The 22,872-nt window shown below is 33.5% G+C and carries 32 protein-coding genes and 1 pseudogene; 7 read left to right on the forward strand and 26 right to left on the reverse strand.

The features are described 5' to 3' along the window. Nucleotides 1-17: 17 nt before the first annotated feature. Together ypeB and sleB are read right to left on the reverse strand one after the other, a co-directional pair. Nucleotides 18-1,358 (reverse strand): germination protein YpeB, encoded by a 1,341-nt coding sequence (gene ypeB / locus NSQ08_RS12080; protein ID WP_340775081.1) that lies wholly within the window; start codon nt 1,356-1,358, stop codon nt 18-20. Nucleotides 1,359-1,373: 15 nt separating this feature from the next. Further along, nucleotides 1,374-2,153, reverse strand: a complete 780-nt coding sequence (gene sleB / locus NSQ08_RS12085) for a spore cortex-lytic enzyme (RefSeq protein ID WP_002032721.1) — start codon at nt 2,151-2,153, stop codon at nt 1,374-1,376. Nucleotides 2,154-2,298: 145 nt separating this feature from the next. Here sleB and NSQ08_RS12090 point away from each other — a divergent pair, with 145 nt between their 5' ends. Continuing rightward, the gene (locus tag NSQ08_RS12090; protein ID WP_002032720.1) at nt 2,299-2,631 is read left to right on the forward strand and encodes a DUF3889 domain-containing protein; all 333 of its coding nucleotides are present in this window, start codon (nt 2,299-2,301) and stop codon (nt 2,629-2,631) included. A gap of 56 nt (nt 2,632-2,687) precedes the next feature. Here the strand turns inward: NSQ08_RS12090 and NSQ08_RS12095 are convergent, their stop codons facing one another. The 5 genes from NSQ08_RS12095 to kynU all read right to left on the reverse strand — a co-directional run bounded on the left by NSQ08_RS12095 (nt 2,688) and on the right by kynU (nt 7,178). Then, on the reverse strand, nt 2,688-3,323 hold the full coding sequence (locus NSQ08_RS12095) for a Pr6Pr family membrane protein (RefSeq protein ID WP_033709198.1): 636 nt from the start codon (nt 3,321-3,323) through the stop codon (nt 2,688-2,690). A gap of 20 nt (nt 3,324-3,343) precedes the next feature. Further along, nucleotides 3,344-4,261, reverse strand: a complete 918-nt coding sequence (locus NSQ08_RS12100; RefSeq protein ID WP_002168241.1) for a serine hydrolase domain-containing protein — start codon at nt 4,259-4,261, stop codon at nt 3,344-3,346. Between the two features lie 125 nt (nt 4,262-4,386). After that, on the reverse strand, nt 4,387-5,226 hold the full coding sequence (gene kynA / locus NSQ08_RS12105; protein ID WP_002127699.1) for a tryptophan 2,3-dioxygenase: 840 nt from the start codon (nt 5,224-5,226) through the stop codon (nt 4,387-4,389). Between the two features lie 33 nt (nt 5,227-5,259). Further along, nucleotides 5,260-5,889 carry an arylformamidase gene (gene kynB, locus NSQ08_RS12110; RefSeq protein WP_002032714.1) on the reverse strand — a complete coding sequence of 210 codons (630 nt, stop codon included), beginning with the start codon at nt 5,887-5,889 and terminating at the stop codon, nt 5,260-5,262. Nucleotides 5,890-5,891: 2 nt separating this feature from the next. After that, nucleotides 5,892-7,178, reverse strand: a complete 1,287-nt coding sequence (gene kynU / locus NSQ08_RS12115; RefSeq protein ID WP_002032712.1) for a kynureninase — start codon at nt 7,176-7,178, stop codon at nt 5,892-5,894. Nucleotides 7,179-7,337: 159 nt separating this feature from the next. Here kynU and NSQ08_RS12120 point away from each other — a divergent pair, with 159 nt between their 5' ends. Next, complete coding sequence (locus NSQ08_RS12120) at nt 7,338-7,949, forward strand: TetR/AcrR family transcriptional regulator (RefSeq protein ID WP_002136674.1); 612 nt, start codon at nt 7,338-7,340, stop codon at nt 7,947-7,949. A 47-nt stretch (nt 7,950-7,996) separates the two neighbouring features. Here the strand turns inward: NSQ08_RS12120 and NSQ08_RS12125 are convergent, their stop codons facing one another. From NSQ08_RS12125 to NSQ08_RS12155, 7 genes and pseudogenes are all read right to left on the reverse strand, one after another. Next, nucleotides 7,997-8,236, reverse strand: a complete 240-nt coding sequence (locus NSQ08_RS12125) for a DUF3953 domain-containing protein (RefSeq protein WP_002085155.1) — start codon at nt 8,234-8,236, stop codon at nt 7,997-7,999. A 22-nt stretch (nt 8,237-8,258) separates the two neighbouring features. Continuing rightward, nucleotides 8,259-8,504 (reverse strand): DUF3977 family protein, encoded by a 246-nt coding sequence (locus NSQ08_RS12130; RefSeq protein WP_000873838.1) that lies wholly within the window; start codon nt 8,502-8,504, stop codon nt 8,259-8,261. A gap of 115 nt (nt 8,505-8,619) precedes the next feature. Next, nucleotides 8,620-8,807: pseudogene (locus NSQ08_RS12135) on the reverse strand (helix-turn-helix domain-containing protein); the annotation flags it as partial. A 201-nt stretch (nt 8,808-9,008) separates the two neighbouring features. Beyond that, a complete protein-coding gene (locus NSQ08_RS12140) occupies nt 9,009-9,182 on the reverse strand; it encodes a hypothetical protein (RefSeq protein WP_002032706.1) in 174 nt (57 codons plus the stop codon). Between the two features lie 16 nt (nt 9,183-9,198). After that, a complete protein-coding gene (locus NSQ08_RS12145) occupies nt 9,199-9,537 on the reverse strand; it encodes an NIPSNAP family protein (RefSeq protein ID WP_002189815.1) in 339 nt (112 codons plus the stop codon). Next, entirely contained in the window at nt 9,510-10,106 is a 597-nt protein-coding gene (locus NSQ08_RS12150) for a GNAT family N-acetyltransferase (RefSeq protein WP_340775099.1), read from the reverse strand. The genes NSQ08_RS12145 and NSQ08_RS12150 overlap by 28 nt, the downstream gene beginning before the upstream one ends. Nucleotides 10,107-10,118: 12 nt before the next feature. After that, nucleotides 10,119-10,889, reverse strand: a complete 771-nt coding sequence (locus NSQ08_RS12155) for a DeoR/GlpR family DNA-binding transcription regulator (RefSeq protein WP_002032700.1) — start codon at nt 10,887-10,889, stop codon at nt 10,119-10,121. Nucleotides 10,890-11,132: 243 nt separating this feature from the next. On the opposite strand from NSQ08_RS12155, the gene NSQ08_RS12160 reads away from it, so the two are divergent. Next, nucleotides 11,133-11,624 carry a hypothetical protein gene (locus NSQ08_RS12160; RefSeq protein WP_002032698.1) on the forward strand — a complete coding sequence of 164 codons (492 nt, stop codon included), beginning with the start codon at nt 11,133-11,135 and terminating at the stop codon, nt 11,622-11,624. Nucleotides 11,625-11,683: 59 nt separating this feature from the next. Here NSQ08_RS12160 and NSQ08_RS12165 read toward each other — a convergent pair whose 3' ends face one another. The 4 genes from NSQ08_RS12165 to NSQ08_RS12180 form a co-directional block, all read right to left on the reverse strand. Continuing rightward, complete coding sequence (locus tag NSQ08_RS12165) at nt 11,684-12,286, reverse strand: class I SAM-dependent methyltransferase (RefSeq protein WP_340775103.1); 603 nt, start codon at nt 12,284-12,286, stop codon at nt 11,684-11,686. A gap of 26 nt (nt 12,287-12,312) precedes the next feature. Beyond that, nucleotides 12,313-13,218, reverse strand: a complete 906-nt coding sequence (locus NSQ08_RS12170; protein ID WP_002192858.1) for an NAD(P)/FAD-dependent oxidoreductase — start codon at nt 13,216-13,218, stop codon at nt 12,313-12,315. An 87-nt stretch (nt 13,219-13,305) separates the two neighbouring features. Then, nucleotides 13,306-13,707, reverse strand: coding sequence for an Rrf2 family transcriptional regulator (locus tag NSQ08_RS12175; RefSeq protein WP_002032693.1), 402 nt, complete (start codon nt 13,705-13,707; stop codon nt 13,306-13,308). An 86-nt stretch (nt 13,708-13,793) separates the two neighbouring features. Next, nucleotides 13,794-14,405, reverse strand: coding sequence for a DUF4085 family protein (locus tag NSQ08_RS12180; RefSeq protein ID WP_002189820.1), 612 nt, complete (start codon nt 14,403-14,405; stop codon nt 13,794-13,796). Nucleotides 14,406-14,625: 220 nt separating this feature from the next. Between NSQ08_RS12180 and NSQ08_RS12185 the strand changes: the two genes are divergently transcribed. After that, nucleotides 14,626-15,219 carry a hypothetical protein gene (locus tag NSQ08_RS12185; RefSeq protein ID WP_000914462.1) on the forward strand — a complete coding sequence of 198 codons (594 nt, stop codon included), beginning with the start codon at nt 14,626-14,628 and terminating at the stop codon, nt 15,217-15,219. Between the two features lie 197 nt (nt 15,220-15,416). Here NSQ08_RS12185 and NSQ08_RS12190 read toward each other — a convergent pair whose 3' ends face one another. From NSQ08_RS12190 to NSQ08_RS12200, 3 genes are all read right to left on the reverse strand, one after another. After that, a complete protein-coding gene (locus tag NSQ08_RS12190; protein ID WP_002189822.1) occupies nt 15,417-15,896 on the reverse strand; it encodes a DinB family protein in 480 nt (159 codons plus the stop codon). 41 nt (nt 15,897-15,937) lie between these two features. Beyond that, nucleotides 15,938-17,134: an MFS transporter gene (locus NSQ08_RS12195; protein WP_340775112.1), complete on the reverse strand. Its 1,197-nt coding sequence runs from the start codon at nt 17,132-17,134 to the stop codon at nt 15,938-15,940. Between the two features lie 123 nt (nt 17,135-17,257). Beyond that, nucleotides 17,258-18,217 (reverse strand): helix-turn-helix domain-containing protein, encoded by a 960-nt coding sequence (locus tag NSQ08_RS12200; RefSeq protein WP_340775114.1) that lies wholly within the window; start codon nt 18,215-18,217, stop codon nt 17,258-17,260. Between the two features lie 136 nt (nt 18,218-18,353). Here NSQ08_RS12200 and NSQ08_RS12205 point away from each other — a divergent pair, with 136 nt between their 5' ends. Together NSQ08_RS12205 and NSQ08_RS12210 are read left to right on the forward strand one after the other, a co-directional pair. After that, complete coding sequence (locus NSQ08_RS12205) at nt 18,354-19,199, forward strand: oxidoreductase (protein ID WP_002189825.1); 846 nt, start codon at nt 18,354-18,356, stop codon at nt 19,197-19,199. 40 nt (nt 19,200-19,239) lie between these two features. Next, the gene (locus NSQ08_RS12210; protein ID WP_002189826.1) at nt 19,240-19,749 is read left to right on the forward strand and encodes a GrpB family protein; all 510 of its coding nucleotides are present in this window, start codon (nt 19,240-19,242) and stop codon (nt 19,747-19,749) included. 108 nt (nt 19,750-19,857) lie between these two features. Here NSQ08_RS12210 and NSQ08_RS12215 read toward each other — a convergent pair whose 3' ends face one another. From NSQ08_RS12215 to NSQ08_RS12235, 5 genes are all read right to left on the reverse strand, one after another. Then, entirely contained in the window at nt 19,858-20,241 is a 384-nt protein-coding gene (locus NSQ08_RS12215; protein ID WP_002142055.1) for a DUF4181 domain-containing protein, read from the reverse strand. Nucleotides 20,242-20,406: 165 nt separating this feature from the next. Continuing rightward, nucleotides 20,407-20,724, reverse strand: coding sequence for a DUF4181 domain-containing protein (locus NSQ08_RS12220; RefSeq protein ID WP_002013042.1), 318 nt, complete (start codon nt 20,722-20,724; stop codon nt 20,407-20,409). 63 nt (nt 20,725-20,787) lie between these two features. After that, nucleotides 20,788-21,576 (reverse strand): PP2C family serine/threonine-protein phosphatase, encoded by a 789-nt coding sequence (locus NSQ08_RS12225; protein ID WP_002032679.1) that lies wholly within the window; start codon nt 21,574-21,576, stop codon nt 20,788-20,790. A gap of 31 nt (nt 21,577-21,607) precedes the next feature. After that, complete coding sequence (locus NSQ08_RS12230) at nt 21,608-22,099, reverse strand: HIT family protein (protein WP_002032677.1); 492 nt, start codon at nt 22,097-22,099, stop codon at nt 21,608-21,610. Nucleotides 22,100-22,203: 104 nt separating this feature from the next. Next, a complete protein-coding gene (locus tag NSQ08_RS12235; RefSeq protein WP_002127725.1) occupies nt 22,204-22,377 on the reverse strand; it encodes a hypothetical protein in 174 nt (57 codons plus the stop codon). Between the two features lie 215 nt (nt 22,378-22,592). Between NSQ08_RS12235 and NSQ08_RS12240 the strand changes: the two genes are divergently transcribed. Then, nucleotides 22,593-22,829, forward strand: coding sequence for a hypothetical protein (locus NSQ08_RS12240; protein WP_340775125.1), 237 nt, complete (start codon nt 22,593-22,595; stop codon nt 22,827-22,829). The last annotated feature ends 43 nt before the right edge of the window (nt 22,830-22,872 follow it).

Genomic DNA, 22,872 nt, shown 5'->3' on the forward strand with positions numbered 1-22,872 from the left:
CACTTTATCATTGATGTTTAATCATAAATTTTTTCAACAGCTTGCATCTTTTTCACTTTTTCTTCTGCTCCGCTATTTGCGTTAATGAAAATTTGGTACGTATCTTTCCCTAAAGTACCAATATATTCATAACAAAGTACTTCATTATGCAAGTCATTTACTACTACAGCTTTACGTTCTTCCATAACTTTTACATCGGGGTTAATTTTCTTTCTCGCCTCAGCAGCGGTTAGCTTCGCACTCGGAATCGTTCGTTTTTGATGTGATGCTAAATATTCCTTTGCGGAAAAACCAACAATCGACCCATCATCTAAGGCAATTTTCATTTGGATTGCTTCTGGATAAATACGCACTCCATTTTCATTTACAACGTACGTAAACACACCGATATTATCATATTGAGAACTATCAAACAGCTCCATATTTGTAAACTTGTGATCCTTTAAAAATGTTAATCCTTTACTTCCTGCATCATTTAAACTGATTTTTTGCTCTTTAATTTTTCGGTTGTTCATTACCCAAATTGGATATCCACCTTTTCCGGTAATATCCATATAATACTCATTGTTCGTTGCTGGATCTTGAATTTTCACACTGTAGAATGATTCTTTTGCACCTTTTCCACTTTTCTCAACTTCTACTTTTTCATTCCCTTTTAAGTTTAAAAATGATTTCGCGATTTTTTCCGCTTCCGCTTTCGAAATCGCCTTTCCTTTTGCTTCAAATCCGCCTTTTTTATTCTTTTGTGCACTTGTAAAAGTCGGTCCAAAGTTTGTGGACGAGTATGATGTTACATTCTTTTCTACCGTCTTTAATCCATCGATAATTGTGTTATCTGCTGGATCTTGGTTTGACGCAAGAGCCATTTCTACATCCATCCAGCGAAGATTATTTTTCAATACAAGATGCTGCACTTTTCTCAGTTCATCTTGTATATTTGCTGCATTTGAATATAAACCTTGTAACGTTTTATATTCTTGATCATTTAACGGATCTTTTTCTAAATCACGAACCGCTGCACGATAACTAAAATCACCGATATTCGCAAGGAACTCTTCCGTTTTATTAAATGGCATTAATGTTAAAGGTAATTGTCCTACATCAGAACGAGCCTCTGATGTTAAACGCCATACATCTACTAAAGCTGGCGATAATGAGGAACGTGAATTCATCGCCAGTGTTGTTCCAATTTTATCGTGTAATAAATCAACTTCATATGCTAAATCATGAAACGCACGCTGATAACTATTTTCCGCTCGAATTAATACTGCATTTTTCTCTTGATGCTCTTTATAGCCCCAATACCCTGTTCCGACTACACCTACTGTTAACAATACGATGATAATACCTCGTAACATGTTTCCACCTCCGCTCTATTTACAGAAAATATGCTTACCAATTTTTTTAATTTGTGGACGAGTCCAAATCCATTTACTTGTCGCAGTATCTGGGTTGAAATAATATAATGCATTCCCAGTTGGGTCCCATCCGTTGATCGCATCTAATACGGCTTTTTTCGCATTTTCATTTGGCGTTAAATATATTTGTCCATCTGCTACTGCTGTAAATGCTCTTGGCTCAAAGATTACTCCTGAAACAGTATTTGGAAATGATGCACTTGTGACACGGTTTAAAATAACCGCAGCTACTGCAACTTGTCCTAAATACGGCTCACCACGGGATTCTCCGTATACAGCGTTTGCCATTAACTGAATGTCATTTTGAGAATAACCGTTTGGAACATTTGTCCCTGTACTTTTTGGCGGCTTATTTTCCTGTTTACCTCCACCACTGTTCCCTTTATTAGTTGTAGTATCTTTATTAGCGGTCGACTTATCATACTTCGTTGCCTTTACAAGCATTTGCTTCGTTTTAGCACCCGCTAAACCATCAACTGGCAATCCGAATTTTTGCTGAAAGTTTCGAAGTGCCCAATATGTACCCCATCCGAAAACACCATCAACTTTCCCCGTATAAAATCCGTTATATTTCAAACGAGTTTGCAGTTCAATGACATCTTCTCCAGATGCCCCTCTTTGAATCACTTGATTAGAGAAGGCTTCCACATTTTTGGTCTGTATACTACTTACCATTAAAGATAGCCCGATAAAGACAAGCAAAATCGCTATTTTAAAAACAGCTTTTTGACGCATGTATTTCCCTCCTTAATTACGGAAATGATTTCATGGTTATGTTTTGTAAAACCCTCGCTTTTATGTAAAGAAGACAAAAAAATCCAAACTTATATGCTTGAAGAAATATGTAAACAATATACAAAAAGAATAAAAGGAGCTTATTATGAAGCGATTCTTCGTACGTACAGCATTTATATTTTTTTTAATAACAACATGTTCAAATATATATACCGACCCATCTATTGTTCACGCACAGCCGCCATATGCAAAATGGGGTAAACTAGCCGTTGAAAAAACGAAAGAACAATATCCGAAAGCTGAGATTATCGATTACCTTCATATAGGTAGACAACCAAAAACTGTTCAAATAACAGTTGAAAAGTTTAAATTATGGCTACGTGAGGGTGGAAAAGAGTATGGTGTTTTTGTGGATGTAGAGTTTGATACGAAAACAGAGGAATTTTTAAAGATGTCCTTTCAGAAGACAAGTCGGTAAAACAAAAAAACCTCCGTCTTTACATACAGACAGAGGTTTCTTTATGTACTTCTTCCTTAATAAGGAGGATTATTTTTTATATGCAAAGATCGATTACCTAACATTTTTACTAATCCGCAAATAGCTCCAATAACAACAGATATCCCTATACTATATAAAAATACTCTCCCATATCCACCTATTCTCGGATCTAAAAACGGATATGGGTACCAATTCACGAATGGCCCGCGTATTAAGCTATAGACAACATATAAAAGCGGGAAAACAAGCCAACTCGCAGCCTGTTTCCATGTAATGGTCTTCGTAGGTGGATTTATAACCCAATCTAAAATCATCGCTAATGGCATGATGTAATGAAGTACAGTATTTACCCATGGTATCGCTGTTTGAAGTGACTCTTCTAATCCCCTTAATAACAAAAAATAAATAAGTCCTGTTGACAGTATGTATACTGTAGCTGCACCGCGAAGAACTCCAAATTGCTCGGAACGTCCAAATAGGGCTGTCCCAAAACTACTAAATAGTAGAATTACCGCAACTAAAATATTACTTTCAATTGTGAAGAAACTAAAAAAGTTAACTGGATTGAACGGTTTCACTTGTGCCCTTGTAACAAATTGAGTAATAAGTGCACTAAACGCTAGAAGACTTAATAACAGTCTATAAATCGCTATCATTTTTGCACTTCTCATAAAACACCTCATTTCTCTACTTATTTATGATTGGAATTCTCTTTTATATGCTCTATAAATAACTTTAATGGTACGAGGCCACGTTTTGGCATGTGGCTACTAATTACAGCTACGAGCTCTAACTGCGGAATGATAATAATGTATTGCCCTCCGTATCCCATAGCAAAATACATACAATACGGTATGTGAAATCTTTCGTTATTTAATACCCACCAGTGATATCCATATGCTCCGACATGTTCATACGTTTCAAATAGAGCCTCACCTGATTCTTCTAACCATTTCGATGATACAATATCATTTCCCTTCCAATATCCATTGTTCAAACATACTTTTCCTAACTTTAATAAATCTATAGATTTCATTTTCATACCGAATCCGCCAACATATATACCTTGCGGGTCTTGTTGCCACTCATACTCCGTAATGTTTAACGGCTCAAATAAATACTTTTTCGCGAACTGCTCCGTCGACATTCCAGTTGCTTCTTGAATGATGTAACTAAGTAAATGAGAAGAACCTGAATTATAATTCATTTTCGTACCTATTTCTTCAATGAACGGCTTTTCTAAAATGTATTGCACCCAATTGTCTGATTCCACAAAATCATTCGGGAAAACAACCCCATTTCCGAACTCTTTCCAATTTTCTCCTGTTGTCATCGTTAATAAATGATACAGCGTTAATTCCCTCTTTTCCTCCGGCACATTGGGAATCCATGTTGTGATTGGTGTATGTATATTATTTATAAATCCTTTATCAATTGCGATACCAATTAATATAGATACGATACTTTTTGTAATCGAATTAATTTTAAATAAGTCATTTGCACAGTCTATCGTTTTATAGTACTCAGTCGTTAATTCCCCCTTTTGATAAACAAGAAATGTATTAACCTTTTTCTTTTCAAATTTATTTTGTAATTGCTCGAAATTCAAGAAATCTTCCTCCATCTAAATGGTTATGTAATATTTGTTATTCATTTCGTTCTCTCTATTAAATCATATTTGTTATTAAAACAAAAAATAAACTTGCCAGCATTTAATAGCTGACAAGTTTATTTTTATAATTTCGTTCGAACGTTCCAAAGCTCTGGGAAGAAGCATTGATCAAGCACTCGCTTTAAATAAGATACGCCAGAAGAGCCACCTGTTCCCATTTTATGACCAATAATTCGTTCTACCGTTTTCATATGACGGAAACGCCATTGTTGTAGCCAGTCTTCAATATCGATTAATTTCTCTGCAAGCTGATATAAATCCCAATATTTCTGCACGTCCGCATATACTTCTATCCAAGCCGCTTCTACAGTTGCATCCTCTTCGTAAGGCTGCGTAATATCACGATTTAACACATCTTTATGAATTGGGAATCCTTCTTTAACAAGCGCTTGTATCGCCACATCATACAAACTTGGTGTATGAAGTGCTTTATGAAGACGAGCATGTAATTCTGGGTCCTTTTCATAAATCTTTAATGCATGTGGTGTTTTATAACCAAGTGCATATTCAATCATTCGATATTGATACGATTGAAAACCTGAAGCCTGACCAAGTGAATCACGAAACTCAATATATTCTGATGGTGTTAATGTCGCAAGAATATCCCAAGATTGAATAATTTGCGACTGAATTTTTGATACACGTGCTAACATTTTAAAAGCTGGTGGTAATTTATCTTGTTTAATAGATTCAATTGCAGCATTCAATTCATGTAAAATTAGTTTCATCCAAAGCTCACTCGCTTGGTGGATAACGATAAATAACATTTCATCATGATGATCTGATAATCTTTGTTGACTAGATAATAAGCTATCTAGCTGTAAATACTCTCCGTACGTCATATTCTCCTTAAAATCCGTATGAATCCCTTTTTCCATAATTACCTTTTCATTTTCTTTCATATTAGCCAAACGCCCCTTTGTGTTCATTTCTACTTATATTGGTCTAATAACAGCTCGAACTGGACTCCCATCCGCATCTGTTAATGCAAGTGGTAATGCAATAAGTTCGTAATCGCCGTCTACTACGTGATCGAGTACGACATTTTCTAAAATGTGAATTCCATGTTTAAATAATTGATGATGTGCTGCTAGTTCTTTATCATCTAAAGGATCAACAGATGGTACGTCCACTCCGATTAAACGAATTCCCTTTTCAGAAAGAAAGGCTGCAATATCTGCGCGTAAATGCGGGATTACATCTGGGAATTCATTTGCTTTACCATGTGAAGATGTACGTAATAACAATCGTTCTACACCTTCTAAATGAAAGTTTTCTAATTCCTTTTTCCCGATGCTTTCAAGATTAGAAACGTCAATGATCCGTGCTGGACCAACATAAACTTGAATATCTAAATCCAACACCTTCTTACCGTCATTATCAAAATGAAAAGGTGCATCAATATGAGTACCTGTATGGATACTCATCGTTAACTTTCCGACATTTACTGAGCCACTGTCTTCTTTTGACCATGAAACTTCATACGAGAACGGTGTATCCCCTGGCCATGTCGCGATATCATTATTTAGCGGTTGTGAAATATCAATCCACTGCGATGTTTTCATGCTTACGCCACAACCTCTCGCTTATTTTCAAAGTTTTTATATTCTTCATTTTTCATAATGTTCTTTAAGATTTGTACAGAATTCCATACTTCCTCATACGTATTGTATAAAGCAACAGGCGCAAGTCTAACTCCATTTGGAGCTCTAAAGTCTGGAATAACCCCATTTGCTTTTAACGCTTTACATATACGTGCCGCCTCGGCATGTTCTAAATAAATATGCCCGCCTCGTTTTTCATCCTCTAATGGATTTCCAATTGTAAATTCAAAGCCTTTTAATTCATGTTCAATTAAATCAAGCATATATCTCGTAATATGTAATGATTTTTCACGTAACTTTTCAATACCAGCTTCTTTAAAAATTTCAAGAGAACCGATTAATGGTGCAGTACTTAATACGTGAGGTGTCCCTATTTGATAAGCTCCAGCATGGTCAGCCGCAGTTAATGAATGCTCCATATCAAATTGCTTATCTTTTCTAGAACTAAACCAACCAGATAATCCTGGGAGTCTATTAAAGTGTTTATTATTTACATAAAGGCCTGCAACACCACCAGGACCTGCATTTAAATATTTATAATTACACCATACAGCGAAATCTACATCCCACTCTTTAAAATGATGCGGAATGGAGCCGATTGAATGACATAAATCAAAACCGATATGAATACCACGTTTATGAGCTTCAGCTGTTAATCGCTTCATATCAAGAATTTGTCCACTCCTATATAGTACAGAAGGCAATAATATTAAAGCGATATCATCGGTCATCGCATGAATAATATCATCTTCAGAAAGTGTTCTTCCATCTCGGCTTTTCACTCGTACTAAATGTTCATCTGGATCTAAGCCTTTTAAACGAATTTGACTCTGAAGTGCATAAATATCTGACGGAAAAGTTAATTCATCCGCAAGAATTTTTGTTCGTATTCCTTTAGGCTCATAAAACGTCGCAATAACTTGATGTATATTCGCAGTCGTGGAACCGGTTACAATCGTTTCTTCCGGTAAAGATCCAATAAGAGGTGCTGTCAATTCACCCAATTTCTCCGAAAGGAAAAACCATGGATGCTCACCTTCAGTCCATCCATCAATCCCAAACTCTTTCCATGAATCTAGCAAGGTAAGTAACGATTTCTCTGCTCTTTTTGAAAGCAACCCTAAAGAGTTACCATCTAAATATATTGTTCCTTCTTTTTTATAAAATTCAGATTGAAAATCTTTCAGTTCATCATGTTTATCACATTCAAGCGCATACTCATAAGTTGGTTGAAATGGTTCTTTATACATGGTGTCACCTTCTTTTAATTTTCTTTTTATTCTAACTAATTGAAATATATCACTTAAATTGATATAACGTCAATGATATTATGTCAGTTGACTTTATATACAAACTTCTTTTACAATACAATTATATTTTCAGATATTTCAGTATAAAGAGGTGATTCCTTGAAAAATTCTACTCTTTCAACAAGAAAACACCGCTCCTTAGAAACAAAAAAGAAACTATTACATTCCGGTTATACTATGTTTATAAAAAACGGATTTCAGAAAACTACAATCACGCAAATTATTAAACATGCAGAAACTGGTTATGGAACAGCATATGTATATTTTAAAAACAAAGATGCTCTCCTCGTCGTTTTGATGGAAGATGTTATGAATCGCTTTTATGATATTGCTGATCGCTCTTTTTCCCCTCAAACAAAGGCTGAAGCACGAGATATGATTCAGAATCAAGTACGCGCTTTTTTACAGTTAGCACAAGAAGAAAGAGCTATATTACAAGTTGTTGAAGAAGCAATAAGAACCTCAAAAGAAATACGTCAAAAATGGGATGAGATTCGCGAACGCTTTGTAACACGGATTATACAAGACATTACTCATTCCCAGGAAAATGAATTAGTACGAACTGAGTTAAATAAAGAGATTGTCGCATGCGGCTGGTTCTCTATGAATGAAACGTTTCTTTGGACAATCGTGCAAAATGATAAAGAACTAGAATTAGAAGAAATTGTACACACTTTAACGGTAATGTATACGACGGGGTTATATAAATAGCACATTATAACCTCAATAAACCGTTACTCAATATGCTTAGTAACGGTTTATTTAAAATATTTTATTAACGATACAATAATACAAAAAAGTGATGTAAGTAATAGCAAAAGCCCCATATTCTTATTCTCTTTTTCATCCTTCTTAACGTTTTGTATCCCCATACCGGCAAGCATAAAACCTAAAAGTAATTGTAAAATGAGCATACTTTGCTTCGAATCATCATTCCAACTGTAAATAGAATAGCCCATTATAATAAAAGCGAGTATGAATGTGATAATTCTAATCATAAAAACACCCCCCTGTGTGATTCTATTGTTTTAACCTACTCACCATTCCAACAATAAACTTATACTCAGCTCTACTTTTTCTTACTTTCTTAAAGCCCTCTTTCGTATCAAAAATAAAACACGTTTTCCGAAACCAAATCCGTACATATAAAGACTCAAAATAAATAGGTTTAATAATTCCTCGTTCCTCGAATTCAGTTCCATCTTTATTTTCGGTTTCCGTTCGAATGAACCACCTATTCCCGATTCCAATTTCAATATACTTCACATGCTACCCCCCTTCAGGAAATCTTCTTTCTAATTATTCTATTATTTCCCTGGCAAGCGCACATTCCGACAGAACGTGAGCCCATAAAGAAAAAGTAGATTACAAAAATCTACTTTTATAGCCTAAATTTTTGCATACGTTTATAAAACGTACTGCGTGGCACATCTAATAGTTTTGCAGCTAATGAAACATTTCCATTTTGTAACTCAATTTATTTTGATTTCCCATCATTGTCTGTAATAAAATGATATTTACGTTTCGCATATTTCCCGTCCATTTATATTTTGAAAATTGATTACAAATAACAACTTCTCCATCACTAGCAATTTCATCTAAAAAGCGGTGAATTAAATATAGTTTATTTTGATGTATTTGAATGCTAATTCACGTTTAATCGCATGGGCAATTGAAGTTACCCATGATGTGAAGACTCAATCGAACAGGAGAAATAGTGTTTTCAACATAATTAGAAAAAGATACGAGTATGTTAAAAATTCGAATATTTCAATGCGCTTCTTTATTCTTTTTTAGTAGCACTATATTTTGTATAATAGATCCAAAGAAAATACATAACCAAAACCACTTTTGCGGATTGTTATTTATAAAGAAAATTATCATCGCTATTGCGAATAAAATAGTGGATGCTAGACTAATATATAATTTCGTTTTAATCTCCATTAGGCTTCACTCCCTATCATTTTACAGTACATAGTAACTCTTCATTTTTCATCTCTATTATGTACTCTCGTAAAACATATTCTTTCCCGCCATGCTTTTCATACCAATCATGTATTCTTCTAACATGCATCTTATCACTTCTAACTTTAGTTTCAATTTCTTCATAATCTTCATAACTATCATATTCCCATATTGCAAATACATCAGTCGTACCATCATTATTATCTTTCATCCAGCGTCCTATTAAACGCGAACCATGTTTTAATTGATTAGGTAAATTAGTATCATTGAAATGATCATTAAATATTTTTATGAATTCATTTTTTACTACATAGTACTTCCTTCTGTAAAACATACTTCTTCACCTCTTTTATGAAAAGTACTATTCACCCTACCCATTACAAACGTATTGTAATACTTACCGTCCGACAGCCTCTTATCATTTTTCAGAATGCCTTCTACTTCGAAGCCTAATCTTTTATAAAGCTGAATTGCTTTTGCATTTGTTTCTAACACTTGTAACGCTATCTTTTTCACTTCATTTGCATCAGCCCAATTAATAGATTGTTGTAATAGGCTCTTACCCATTCTATATCCCCAAAACTCTTTTAAAATACAAATGCCAAACTCTACTTTATGAGACAATCTCTTTAAGTCCGATCCTTCACATCTCGAAAATCCAACGATACGGTTATGAACTTCCACAACTAAAAAGAGATTTCTCGTTTTTTCACTATCCATTTTTATTATTTCCTGGAAACCTTTCGTAGCTATAAATCCCTCACCTTCTTCTCTATCCATATTTTCAGTTTCTCCATCGATTTGTACTCTTATTTTCGATAGCTGCTCTGCATCTGTCTCAGCTGCAGAACGAACTGTATAAGTTAATCCATTTATATGAAACTCTTGTCCTTTTATAATCATTTCAAACTCCTTTTAAATGCAGTCTATTGGCGCTATTACAATTTGTTTACCTTGTTTCTCAAATTCTTGAATAGTTTCTTTACTAGCCTCTTCATCTGTTATTATAAGGTCAATTTCTTTAAGTGACTCTCCTTTTATAAAGCAGTCTATTCCGAGTTTATTATGAGGAGCTAAACAAATATTTCTTCGAGCGATTTTGCTTACTGTTTTTCCAAAATGAGCAACTTCCGGTGTTGCAGTACTTATACCATGTAATGAAACTCCACCACCTGTAGAAAAATAAAGATCAATAGTAAAACTATTAATCAATTCAGAGGCAAGTGTATCAGTAATATTTCCTGAAGGTTTTACCTTACCACCAATTAAATACACTTCTATGTTCTTATATTCTCGTAACGAACTAGCTATCTCTATAGAATTCGTAATAACTGTGAATGATGTTTCGGGTAAAAATTTTAACATGGCACAATGAATTGAAGCCCCACCAATAAAAACGGAATCTCCTTCTTGTATATAAGATGCAGCAACTTTAGCGATTGCGTCCTCATATATAGAGCCATTACTATAACGTTTAGATGGCTCTACGGCTAAGTTCCTCACTCTTGCAAGTTCAATTGCACCTCCGTGCGTTCTTTTTAATAACCCCTCTTTCTCCATAATAGATAGATCTCTCCTTATAGAATCAATAGACATATCAAATATTTTAGCAAGATCCTTTGCGACTACTCTTCCATCTTTCTTAAGCAATTCTAAAATGTTCTCTCGACGCTCTTCAGTAAACATGTTATCACCACCATTATTGAAGATTCTGAAATTTAAACTTCATGTTAATTATATGCACGTTTCTTCCGTTTTACAATATTTTCAATTCTTATTTCCCCAGCTTTATGCGGGTTCTTTCTCTCTTTCTATTTCATTAATTTTAATACCAAATACATGCATATTCCACAAAAAAACTTCCATTTATTTTCCTGCTGATGTAAAATTATTCCTATGTTTCACTTTTCAATACAGAAAGGAATTACTATGAAATCTTTAATTAAGGTAACTTGTACAGCATTAATATTTACAGGAATCATGGCAGGATGTAATAGCAGTGCTACACCAAAACAAGAAAAGAGCGCTCTCGAAAAGAATGCAATGCATTATGGGGAAATATTTAAAAACGGATACTATAGAGCAACAGTTGAAAATGCAAAATTTGAAAAAATAGACAAAGAGTGGCGTCTTACAGCTCGTGTTACAATTAATAATGCTCGTGCTGACGGACAAACAATAGATCTTACAGAAATAAAATATTTCATAAAAGATGAAAAAACTGGTGAAAAATATGAAGGTGAATTTATACAAAATGAGAATGCTGAAAAGGTTCCATCTGATTTCTCTTTAACTACTGACATTGTATTTAATATGAAAAATTCACCAAAAGATTTAAATAATATGTATTTGTACATAGATAGTAAAGTTGCTCCATTAATAAATACATATTGGAAGCTTGATAATCTAGTATCTAAATAAAAAGACCAGTCTTAAATGACTGGTCTTTTTACATTCAAGTATTCAACTTCCAATAACATTTATATTGATTTTCTAATAACAACTTGAATAACATGAGCTAAGCCAGTATGTCCTTTCCCTTCAATTCGCTCTTGTTCTCCATTAAAGAAATGAATAACCTCATGCCCTTCACACCAAGTAAGAATATCAATTGGATCATACAGCATATCAATATCTTTTGGCCCACCAGTACCATAATTTAATTGTTTTTTCGAATAAACTTCAAACATTATTAATCCACCAGGCCTAATCGTATAAATCATTTTATTCAATACCATTTTTTGATTGTCAGCATGAAAATGTCCAAATACCATAATTGCCGCATCGAATTCATTATCTGGTAAACTATCAGTTAATAAATCTACCTTTTTTGTATGCACGTTTACGTCATACTTCTCGGCTAACTTTTTTGTTTTTTCTAATCCACTCTCAGAGTAGTCAATAGCAGTCACTTCGAGGCCTTTTCTTGCTAAAAAAACAGCATTTCTACCTTCTCCCTCTGCGAAAGCTATTACTTTATTATAATTTGCCAAACGAAATGCTTGTTCTTGAATAAACGTATTAGGTTCTTGCCCATAATAATATTCATCCGATTTAAATTGATCAACCCACATGTTATTCATCTTCTTCTCCTCCTTCTAAATGCTAGTTAGAACCGCTCATCTGTAATATCACTATTAATAGCAATCGCCGCTTTATTTCCCTGTGATGCAGCAATAATTAATGACGATGGCCCTTGAGTCGTTGTTTCTCCTGCTACGTAAATATTTTTTTCTGAAGTACGACCAAAATCATCTATTACAAAAGTTTCATTACTTTGCAGTTCACAACCAAGTTGTTCTAAAAATTGATTTGGCCTAAAAAAAGTAGGTACTATAAATCCACTGGCTCTTTCAATGTGCAAACCTGAATGAAACTCTACTCGCTTTAAATAACCCTCTTCACCTTGTAGTGAACGAATAGGCTCTGTAATAACTCTTATATTTTTATTACACAGTTCATCCATGAAAGGCTTACTTAACTCATTACCATTTGTTGCGATTACTAAATCCGTAGACCAGTTATAAACTAATTTTGTCATATGCAACGTATAATCTTCGTTTTCAGAAATAATAATAAGAGGTTGGTCTTTTAATTCCCATCCATCACAATACGGACAACTAAATAAACTTTTTCCATAGAATTCCCGTACTTCAGGAATGGATGGAAATTCTTCCTGTATACCCGTTGCTAATAAAACTCTTTCCGCCAAATATTTTGTATGATCCGATGTCACAATCTCAAATAAACCAGTGGATTGCTTCGTTATCGTTAAAACTGTTTTTTCATAATAATGAATCGATGAATACTTCTTCAAATCATTTAATCCTAATTCCTTAAACTCTTCTGGTTTAATCCCGTCACGTGTAATAAATCCGTGAGACTTTTGCGTTACACGATTCCTATTCGTTTTATTATCAAATAACGCTATTTGTTTACGAGCTCTCCCTAAAACTAAACTTGCATTAAGCCCTGCTGGACCAGCACCTATAACAGCACAATCAATAAATTTCATAAATAAAAACCCTCCAATAATTAACATTTATATTAAAGGTATTAAAGAGCTCTATTATCTTTAATATCTTTAAAAAATAAAAGCAGATCAAAAATCCACCGTTATTTTCTTCGTAAGATCTGCTATTTTTTGATTTCTTAGCTCTTCTTCCATTTTCCCCTCTGCTTCAAGCATTACTTCATTTATTACACATCCAGGTTCATGATGCAAACAACATTCAAATAATGATGTTTTCCCTTCAATAGCATGTATAATATCTAAAAAAGAGATATCTTCCCAATTACTGCTAAGTGAATAACCACCTTTAGGTCCTGAGGATGAATGAATCATGCCTTCCTTAGTCAACTTTGTTAATATTTTTGACAAGTACGTAGGTGAAACTTTTTGCATTTCTGCTAATTGATGAACACTAACGAGTTTATTTGGTGTAGCCTTTGCAAGAAAAAGCATTGTATGAAGAGCATAATTTGTAGCTTTAGAATATTTCATATTGTAGACTCCTATTGTAGACTTCGTGTATCTACAATAACTTTATTTTTTTATCGTGTCAAACATTTGTGATGCACCATACAGGGTTATCCCTTTTCGATTTGTACATCCTCTGCACAAATTATCACCTCTTTAAATGGACAATCAAATAAAACACCCAATTCAAAACCATCTTCAGTAAGCTCTATTTCATGATAAAGCCACCAAGCACCTTCAAAATTCTCCGGCATAGAACATTTCGTCACACCTGTAAAAGTTACTTGAAGTTTATCGAAATCACTAAAAGTACCACTACAATCCAAAAATATAGTTAGTGTATCTTTTGATGTTCTCTCTGCTGAGAGAACATCACTATCATGTAGAGAGAACTCATGAAGTTGAATGACATTTGACGGAAGATTTTTCTTAATAAAATTAAAGTGTTCTATATAGGATTGATCTAAATGAGTTATTCTTTTCTCGTAATCCTCGTTCCACTCCAGCAAAAATTTCTTTAATTTATCGAGCGGACATTCTGAATTAATTGTGTTGTTATGAATATACGGATGCAGTGACTCAGGAAGAAACTTTAATAATTCTTCTTTCAAACTTTGTTTATACTCTTTCTCCATCTCTTCCCATTCTTCTATCGACTCTATGAATTTTACAAATCCTGAAATTTGCATTTCTTTATACCAATCTTTTGTGAAATATTTCAAAGACATCTCTCCTAAAATATATTTATATCCCAAAAAAGTAATTAATCTATTTATTATATCATTCTAATAACTGTTTTTTCTAAAAAGAAAATGTAAAACTGTTAATATTCTGTTTATTATTTCTAAAGCTTCAGAATATTTACAAAATTATAAAACTAGATTACATTTTACTTGTACAAGATTTTCCTGTACAAAAATCTAAACAAAAAGGGATGGTTATATGTTGAAGAAATTAGTAGCAGGGACATTAGTAGCAGGTTTTGCATTAACTGGAGGATTAGGAGTAGTAAGTGCTGCAGAAAAAGATAATACAATTAAATCATTTGATTATTTAAAAGTTGATGAAAAGAATGTTAATTCATTCACAAAATTAAGCGATCAATCAAAAAAAGACATCCAAATTACTATGGTACTACCTAAGCAAAATGAAAATGGAGATTGGTTAGCTTATGGTTTTACTAGCAGAGAAACATTGAATGCTTTTATTGAAAAGGATAAAAAGGCACTTAAAAATCAAATTAACCCTTTAGGTAGTGGTGCTGGTAGTACCGATTTTTATGAGCATCAAAATAAAGGTGGACAGTATATTTATTGGAGCAGTGGCTTTAAAAACCTACCTTCTAGCTGGAACGACAGAATTTCTTCTGTAAGTACAGCTTCACCTTCTGCAAGTTATTCAACAACGCTATGGGAACATTCTTCAACTCAAGGATATGGAAAAGGTGTCTCCTTTAGACACTCTGATTGGTATGGTCAAACTGCTAATTTAGCTGCGGATTGGAACGATATTACTTCAGCAATTGAAATCAAATAGCAACAGGGCATTTTAATTGAATAGGTGGAACTACATTTTTATATAGTTTCACACATATTACTACTTAAATATTATTAAATAGTAGAAAGACCAGTCATTTTAGACTGGTCTTTCTACCTTCAAGCATGCACAGCATGTCCTACCGCCTGCAATAATGCTTCATAATTTGCTTCAAATAAAATTAGAGAATTATTATCTTATTCATCATCAAAACTCTTCTGTAATTTCCGAATGTAAATAATTTGACCAATGTGATACGCGTTATGAGTCGTTACATTAGCTAATACTTCCCACCACTTCGCAGATACAGGAAATCCAATTACATCACTTTCAACCTTGTCTTCATTTATGAGACTTTGCCATTGTAACAGTTTCTCTAATAGTTTTTCTCTTAACTCTTCAAATGTTTGATTATCTGAAAGCATAAAACTTTTGTTATTATCACCAATAGCGGGCACAGCATTAACATTTGATTCTTTGTACCTAGTTTGCCACGTCGTATTCCAATACAGTAAATGTTGTACAATTTCAGCTATACTATTACACTCTTCATTCGGTTTCCAGAAAGCTTCTCTCTCAGATAAATCCTTAACTGCATCTGAAAATGGAATATACCAACTGGGATCATTCGCATTTGCTAATAACTGATCTGCTAATACGTCTTTAACATGGAACACTTTGCTTCCCCCCATTAAAAAGATTCATTTCAAGACAATACTCACTTCTCTATATACGCTGAGTTTGCCAGATCCCCTCTTTTTAGCCTTAATCCCAAACATATGCACATAAAGAAACCAAAAGCACCTAATCCATAAGCTGTTGTATATCCACTTTCCCCGATAATCCATCCTGCAAGTCCTGGTCCAATCATTTGACCAACTGCATAGAAAACGGATATAAAACTAATTGCCATTGAGACATATTTCGGAGATACTTGCTTTGAAGCAGCAACTTGAATTAATAAAAGGATACCTCCGAGGCTGGAACCCCAAATAATTGCCGACATGATAAAGCCAATGGTATGTCCAAATATAATTGGAATCATATCACCTATTACAGCTAATAAAAGTGCAATACATAACGTCTTCTTTATACCAACCCGATCCGAAATCAATCCCCAGACAGGAGCTCCTACGATTGAAAACATTCCTGCAATCGCATAAACAGTTCCCGAAATTGATGCCGCAATACCATTATTAATCATAAAACTAGTTTGATATAAATTTGGAATTAAATAAACAACGCCCACAATAAAATACATCCATGCAATGATGTATAGCTCTTTCGTTTTCCATAAAAACGACTTATTATTCCTTTCCCCCTCATCTTCAGTAACTTCTGGATTTTTCAAAACAATTGAGGCAACGAATACAACAATACATGTAATAACTCCAAACAAAAGCCATGAACCACGCCAACTATACTCTGGAAATGCACGTACTATATAAGGAACAATTATTCCACTAAATAGCATGCCTATGCCAGCACCGCTTAATAATAGCCCCATTGCAGTTCCTCTTTTTTCTGGAAACCATCCTACTGTTATTGACATGAGTGGTGTATATACAAGGGCACTACCAGCTCCAGCACATAACATACAAATAGAGGCTATCCAAAATGAGGAGACAAATGCTAATCCTATTAAACTTATAATGACGAGCCAACTCCCTATTAATAAAACTGATTTTGCTCCAAAACGGATAGTAAGTATTCCAGATGTTCCGACTGTTAATAAATACCCTAAAAAGAGTATGGTTCCTAACATACCTGCTTGAGCTGTAGATAAATGGAGTCCTTCTTGCATAAACGGCAATATAATTCCATATGCCATACGTGCAAAACCCGTCGTTGTTATAATAAGAAACATTCCTGTTAATACAAATATCCAAAAATGACTTTCATTCCGTTCTTTCATTTAAATTCCTCCATAAAAAGTTATTTCCAATTGGATGTTGTTTGTAATTATAATGACCATTACAAAAAGCAACTACCAAATGACGGAGGAATTTACGGTATAGCGGATTATTCCTGTTTTACGTTAATAAATACGTAAAAATTCTGATGGATTCATTCCATACTTTTTACGAAATAACTCTGAAAAATGACTGACATTATTGTATCCAACTGCAAATGCCGTTTCGGTCACATTACTATTTCCCGAACGCAGTAAATCTATCGCATGCTCCATACGCTTTTCTCGTAAATATGCAAATGTGGACATCCCAAATAATTCTTTAAACCCAATTTTTAATTTATAATCATTTAACTCTACTATTTTAGCTAATTCTAATAATGATGGGGGTGATTCCATTCGTTGAAGTAAAATTTCTTCAGCCTGTTTTATTTCATTCAAATCCTGTTTTGATAATTGACTCCTTTTATTTGCGTCACAATCATTAAGCAACACTCTCCCCAAATGTATAGAAAGCAATTCGAGCGCTTTACTTTCTAATTCTAGTTGACTAATACGATCCTTTTGGGGATGCTCTATCATTCTCTTAATAAGATTAGATGTTATAGAATCAATTGGATTTTGAAACTTTTTAAAAGATTGATTTCCTAATATAGAATGAAAATCAAGACTTTTTTCAATAGCATTATTCATCATGAAATGATTAAACAATTGTACAGGAATCCCAATCGCTAATGAATATAGAGGCGTTTCTTTTTCATATTCAAATACTACATCAAAATCATTCATAAAATATAAATAGCTATTTCCAGTCATTAATTCATACGAAGAATGACCAACTTGCACTCCTCCGAACCCTTGTAAACAAAAATTAAGCTCCACCATTGCTGCATCAGATGCAAACTGGATGCGATGGTTATTATGAAATTGATAATTTGATAACACAATTTCCATACCTGAAAATGAAGTCCATCTTCGTATTTCACCCATACCTATTGTTTTTGGAACATTCATATGTCTTTCCTCTACAACTTGTAAACCATAAAAATATTTATGAAAAATATCATGAAAACCGTTAGTCTCCATGAAACCCACACTCCTTTTATGTAAAAACCAAAATTTAATTGATAATTATTTTCAATTATATCAAATATCTTTATACAATAAATAGATTTTCTCTTTATAACTCGTTATGATAAAAGAAAAAGAAAGCGAGCGAACAATGAATAAAAAAATCGCGATTATTACAGGAGCATCAAGTGGATTCGGACTTTTAACGGCACTTGAACTTGCAAAAAAAGACTATTTTGTCATTTCTACAATGCGCAATCTTGAGAAACAAATAGACTTAATATCTCAAGCTACTAAACTCGACTTACAACAAAATATAAAAGTTCAACAATTAGATGTAACAGATCAAGGTTCTATACATAACTTCCAATTATTTTTAAACGAAATAAACAGAATAGACATTCTCATAAATAATGCAGGATATGCAAATGGGGGCTTTATCGAAGAAATCCCAGTGGAGGACTACCGTAAACAATTTGAAACAAATCTTTTTGGAGCTATATCCATCACGCAACTTGTCTTACCATATATGAGAAAGCAGAAAAGCGGAAAAATCATTAATATAAGCAGTATTAGCGGGAAAGTAGGATTCCCTGGTCTATCTCCTTACGTTTCTTCAAAATATGCATTAGAAGGCTGGAGTGAATCCCTTCGCTTAGAAGTAAAGCCTTTCGGAATAGACGTTGCCTTACTTGAACCTGGTTCTTATAACACGAACATATGGGAAGTTGGTAAACAATTAGCTGAAAACCAATCTGATACAACCTCTCCTTACAAAGAATATATGGATAAAATACAAAAGCACATAAACAATGGCAACGATACACTTGGTAATCCGATGGATGTTGCAAATAAAATCGTAGAAATTGCTGAAGCAAGGCGTACTACATTACGATACCCAATTGGGAAAGGTGTAAAATTTATGATCTTTGCGAAGAAGGTTCTTCCTTGGAGATTGTGGGAGTTTCTTGTATTGAGGAGTTTTAAGAAGATGTAAGTAACTTTATTGAAAAAATATGTAAGGGGGTGCTAATTAAATGCTAGGTTTACCCTATGGTAAAGTGTTTTTAGTTCCGTGGTCCGAAGAGTGGGAATTTGAGTTTTCAAAAGAAAAACAATTAATTGAGGAACACATTGGAAAATATATTTTAGCGATACACCATATTGGAAGTACTTCCATCCCGCATTTAAGCGCAAAACCTATTATTGATATTGCGATGGAATTAAGAGATTCCAAAAGTGGTCTAAAATGTATTACGAACCTAGAACAATTAAATTATAAATATAGAAAAGATGTATTACCCGAAAGGTATTATTTCAATAAAGGTGAGCCAAGAACTCATCAAATTCATATGTATGAACAAGGGAATCCATATTTAATAGAACAATTAAAATTCAGAGATTGCTTAATAGACAATAAAACTTCTCGTATGCAGTATGAACAGTTAAAGATTCAACTTTCAACAGCTAACCCTAATGATAAGCATAAATATGCAGAGGATAAAACAAATTTCATTAAATCCATATTGGCTAAAATAAATGATTAAATTGCGAAGACCGAACTTCGTACACATAATAAGAAACCATTCATGTATAGATGAATGGTTTCTTATTAATTAGTTATCTCATTATTTGTACCATCAATAATCATTTTATTATGCAGCAGGTGGAACGAAGTAAAATAGCATCGAAGTCATAAAAATAAATGCAAATAATCCAATTATCGAAAAAATATATTCTTTCGATTCTCTATCATACTTCCATTCCATCCATGTCCTTAGGATCCACGTAACCCCTAAATAAGTGAAAATGATAAACCAAATATTAGTGCTTTCGAATTTAAAGATGTAAATAAAACTAATTATTAAATAAACAAAAAGCAGTCCTATTTCCAATTTTTTATGTAAGCTATTTACATATTTATTATATCCCCAAAACCCGCTCTTTGGCATATTCAATTTTTTTCTTAAAAATCGATCCAAAAAGTAGCCCGCTATACAAAACACAAAAATTATAATCCAAAATGTATAGGTTCTCAATATCATTCCTCCTATTACTTCATTGAATTGTTTAAAATAAAGTGGACTATATTAACGGTTATTGAACGAGTATTCTTGAATGATCTTCATTAAAAATGATCGATTCTGCACGTAAGAAAGGGTTTTTCATTTCTTCTCTCCCTCTTCCTTTAAATTTATACTATATTAAAGGAAGAAATATAGTATGAACCCTGTTATTATTAATGCTACAACTCCTAATAATGAAATCAAAAACTCCCGCGATTCCTTATCATATTTCCACTCCATATATGATTGAAATCCATATAACGTAATAAAAAATAAAAGAGGTACATAGCCCATATATATACGATTTGGAAGAAAAGTGCTTATAGCAATAACAACTATATAAGAGGAAATGATAATTCTATTTCCCCACTTATGTGTATCATTCACATATTGGTTATTCCATCCTTTTTGTTTCGGTATATTTAACTGTCTTCTCGCTATTCTTTCAAAAACCAATAAAGATAGCACCCATAAAATTAATAAGGATATTTTTGTAACGGACAGAAAACCCTCTCCTTTTTATTTTTTTACTTTAATTTTCTCCGGCTGATCACTCGGATACGTAGCATTTGTTTTGTTTTCTAGGTCCCAACTAATAATGGTCGCACTATCTCGTCCTAATTGATGATGAACGTGTTCTAAAACATTGTGAACATGTTCTTTAAGCTCTACATTATTTCCATTCATATCATTATAAAGATTTAATGGAGTTTCATAACGGCGTTCCCCGCATTCTAATACCCCATCTGTCACCATTACAATTCGATTCTTTCCAGTACGTAATTCACGAATTCCTGATGAATAGCAAGGAACGGGTAAATCAAATGTGTTTACATTTCCAATCCATTCGTAAAAGTGGCGTTGATTCAATGTATATTGTCCTAATTTATGTAATTCATCATGAAATACATAAACTAAGCAATCACCTATGGAAAGCCACCATATGTAATTTTCTTTTCTTACGCATATTAAGCAAGCAGTTTCACCTTTTACCCTTTCGCACTTTTCTTTAAATGAGCGGGATTGAAATATCGTAAGTATATAATTTTCAACAGATCGAAATACGGTTTCAATTGATTCTTTCATAATCACTTCTATATTTTCATATTCTTTTTGGATTGTATTTACTACTAATTCAACACTTTCTGTACTATTATGTCCGTCTAATATAACGGCGAATTCCCAATCACCATTCGACAAAACTAATGCACCGTCTTCATTCTTTTTTGCTCCGGCACTTATATTCCCGCCGTATTTACCAAGTACGATATCACCATATTGCTTTACTGAAACTTCGTCTAAACACATTTCCCTACTTCCAACCCATGAATATTGTGTATTATTTGTTGTATGCATACTCATTCACCATATACTTTCGTATTCTTTCGCATAGTTTTTTAATTTTCTCTGAATCTTCATGTGGTGCACCAGTCCAATTTGCTACTTCAGTCGGTGACCAAAACTCTTTTGGTGTATTTGGATAACGCGGAATAATGTGCATATGCAAATGTGGTACACCATTACCTGAAACGAAACTGTAAATATGTTCTGCACCTTTGCTTTCTTTAAGCGCTTTACTTACTCTACTTGTTATCAGTCCGAATGCCTTTGCCTCATCTTCAGTTAATTCAGCGAGACCAGGTACATGTCTCTTTATATCAATCATTACATAACCAAGATATGTTTCTTCTGCATCCCAATGGACATGTCCAACGTAAATGAGTTCATCTTCGTAAATAGCTCCACCTGGAACTGTAATGTTCCCTTTATGTTTTTCACAAATGAAGCAGTTTTGTTCTGCTTGATTGTTTATTGGCATATCCATCACCATCCTTTGCATATATAATATCATAAAAAAAGGAAAAATAGGTTTTATATTCCGAAAATTCAATCTCTTGAAACAAGAATTTTCACATTAAAATAATTTACAACTCATTATTTCTTCAAAAGCGTAATCCCCATTCCAACTGCAATCCCAATCGCTATTCCGATTGCTATATTATCAGTAAATACACCAGGAATTACACCGATTACAACACCTATAGCGACACCAATTGTCATAGCATCATTTCTTTTTTTATTATTAGCCAAAATAGCATCTCCTCTCATAATTTCTCCCCATATAATATCCATTTACATGAACGTTGCTGTCTCCTAATATATTTGCTATTCCGCTTGAAAATTTCCAGAAAATGTACTTTATTACTTTTCCATTCCCCCTACATAATCCTCTTCGTTTGAAAGAATTTTTAAGTCACCATTACATATACATAGGCATTTACTATAAGAAAGATCAGTAATTTATTGAAGGAGGAACGATTCAAATGTATCCTCATTGGAATCCAAATATAAATCAACAATATGCTTACTCCCCCCATCCAGTAAGGAATACACTGCATTATGATTCGCAATACATGATGCAGCGCATCGCAAGCCTTGAAAGCCAATTAGCTAAATTAATCTCATTAATCAAAGAAAATAATCAATTAATAAAATCAATGGAACAACAGCAAAACCAAGTTTGTGCACCAGCTGGAGGTTCTGTTATTGTTCGGATGTAATTCGAATTCAAAAAACACACTTTGTATTATAAAGTGTGTTTTT

The organism is Bacillus sp. FSL E2-8887 (genome assembly GCF_038007205.1).
In the GTDB taxonomy this organism is placed as follows: Bacteria; Bacillota; Bacilli; order Bacillales; family Bacillaceae_G; genus Bacillus_A; species Bacillus_A mycoides.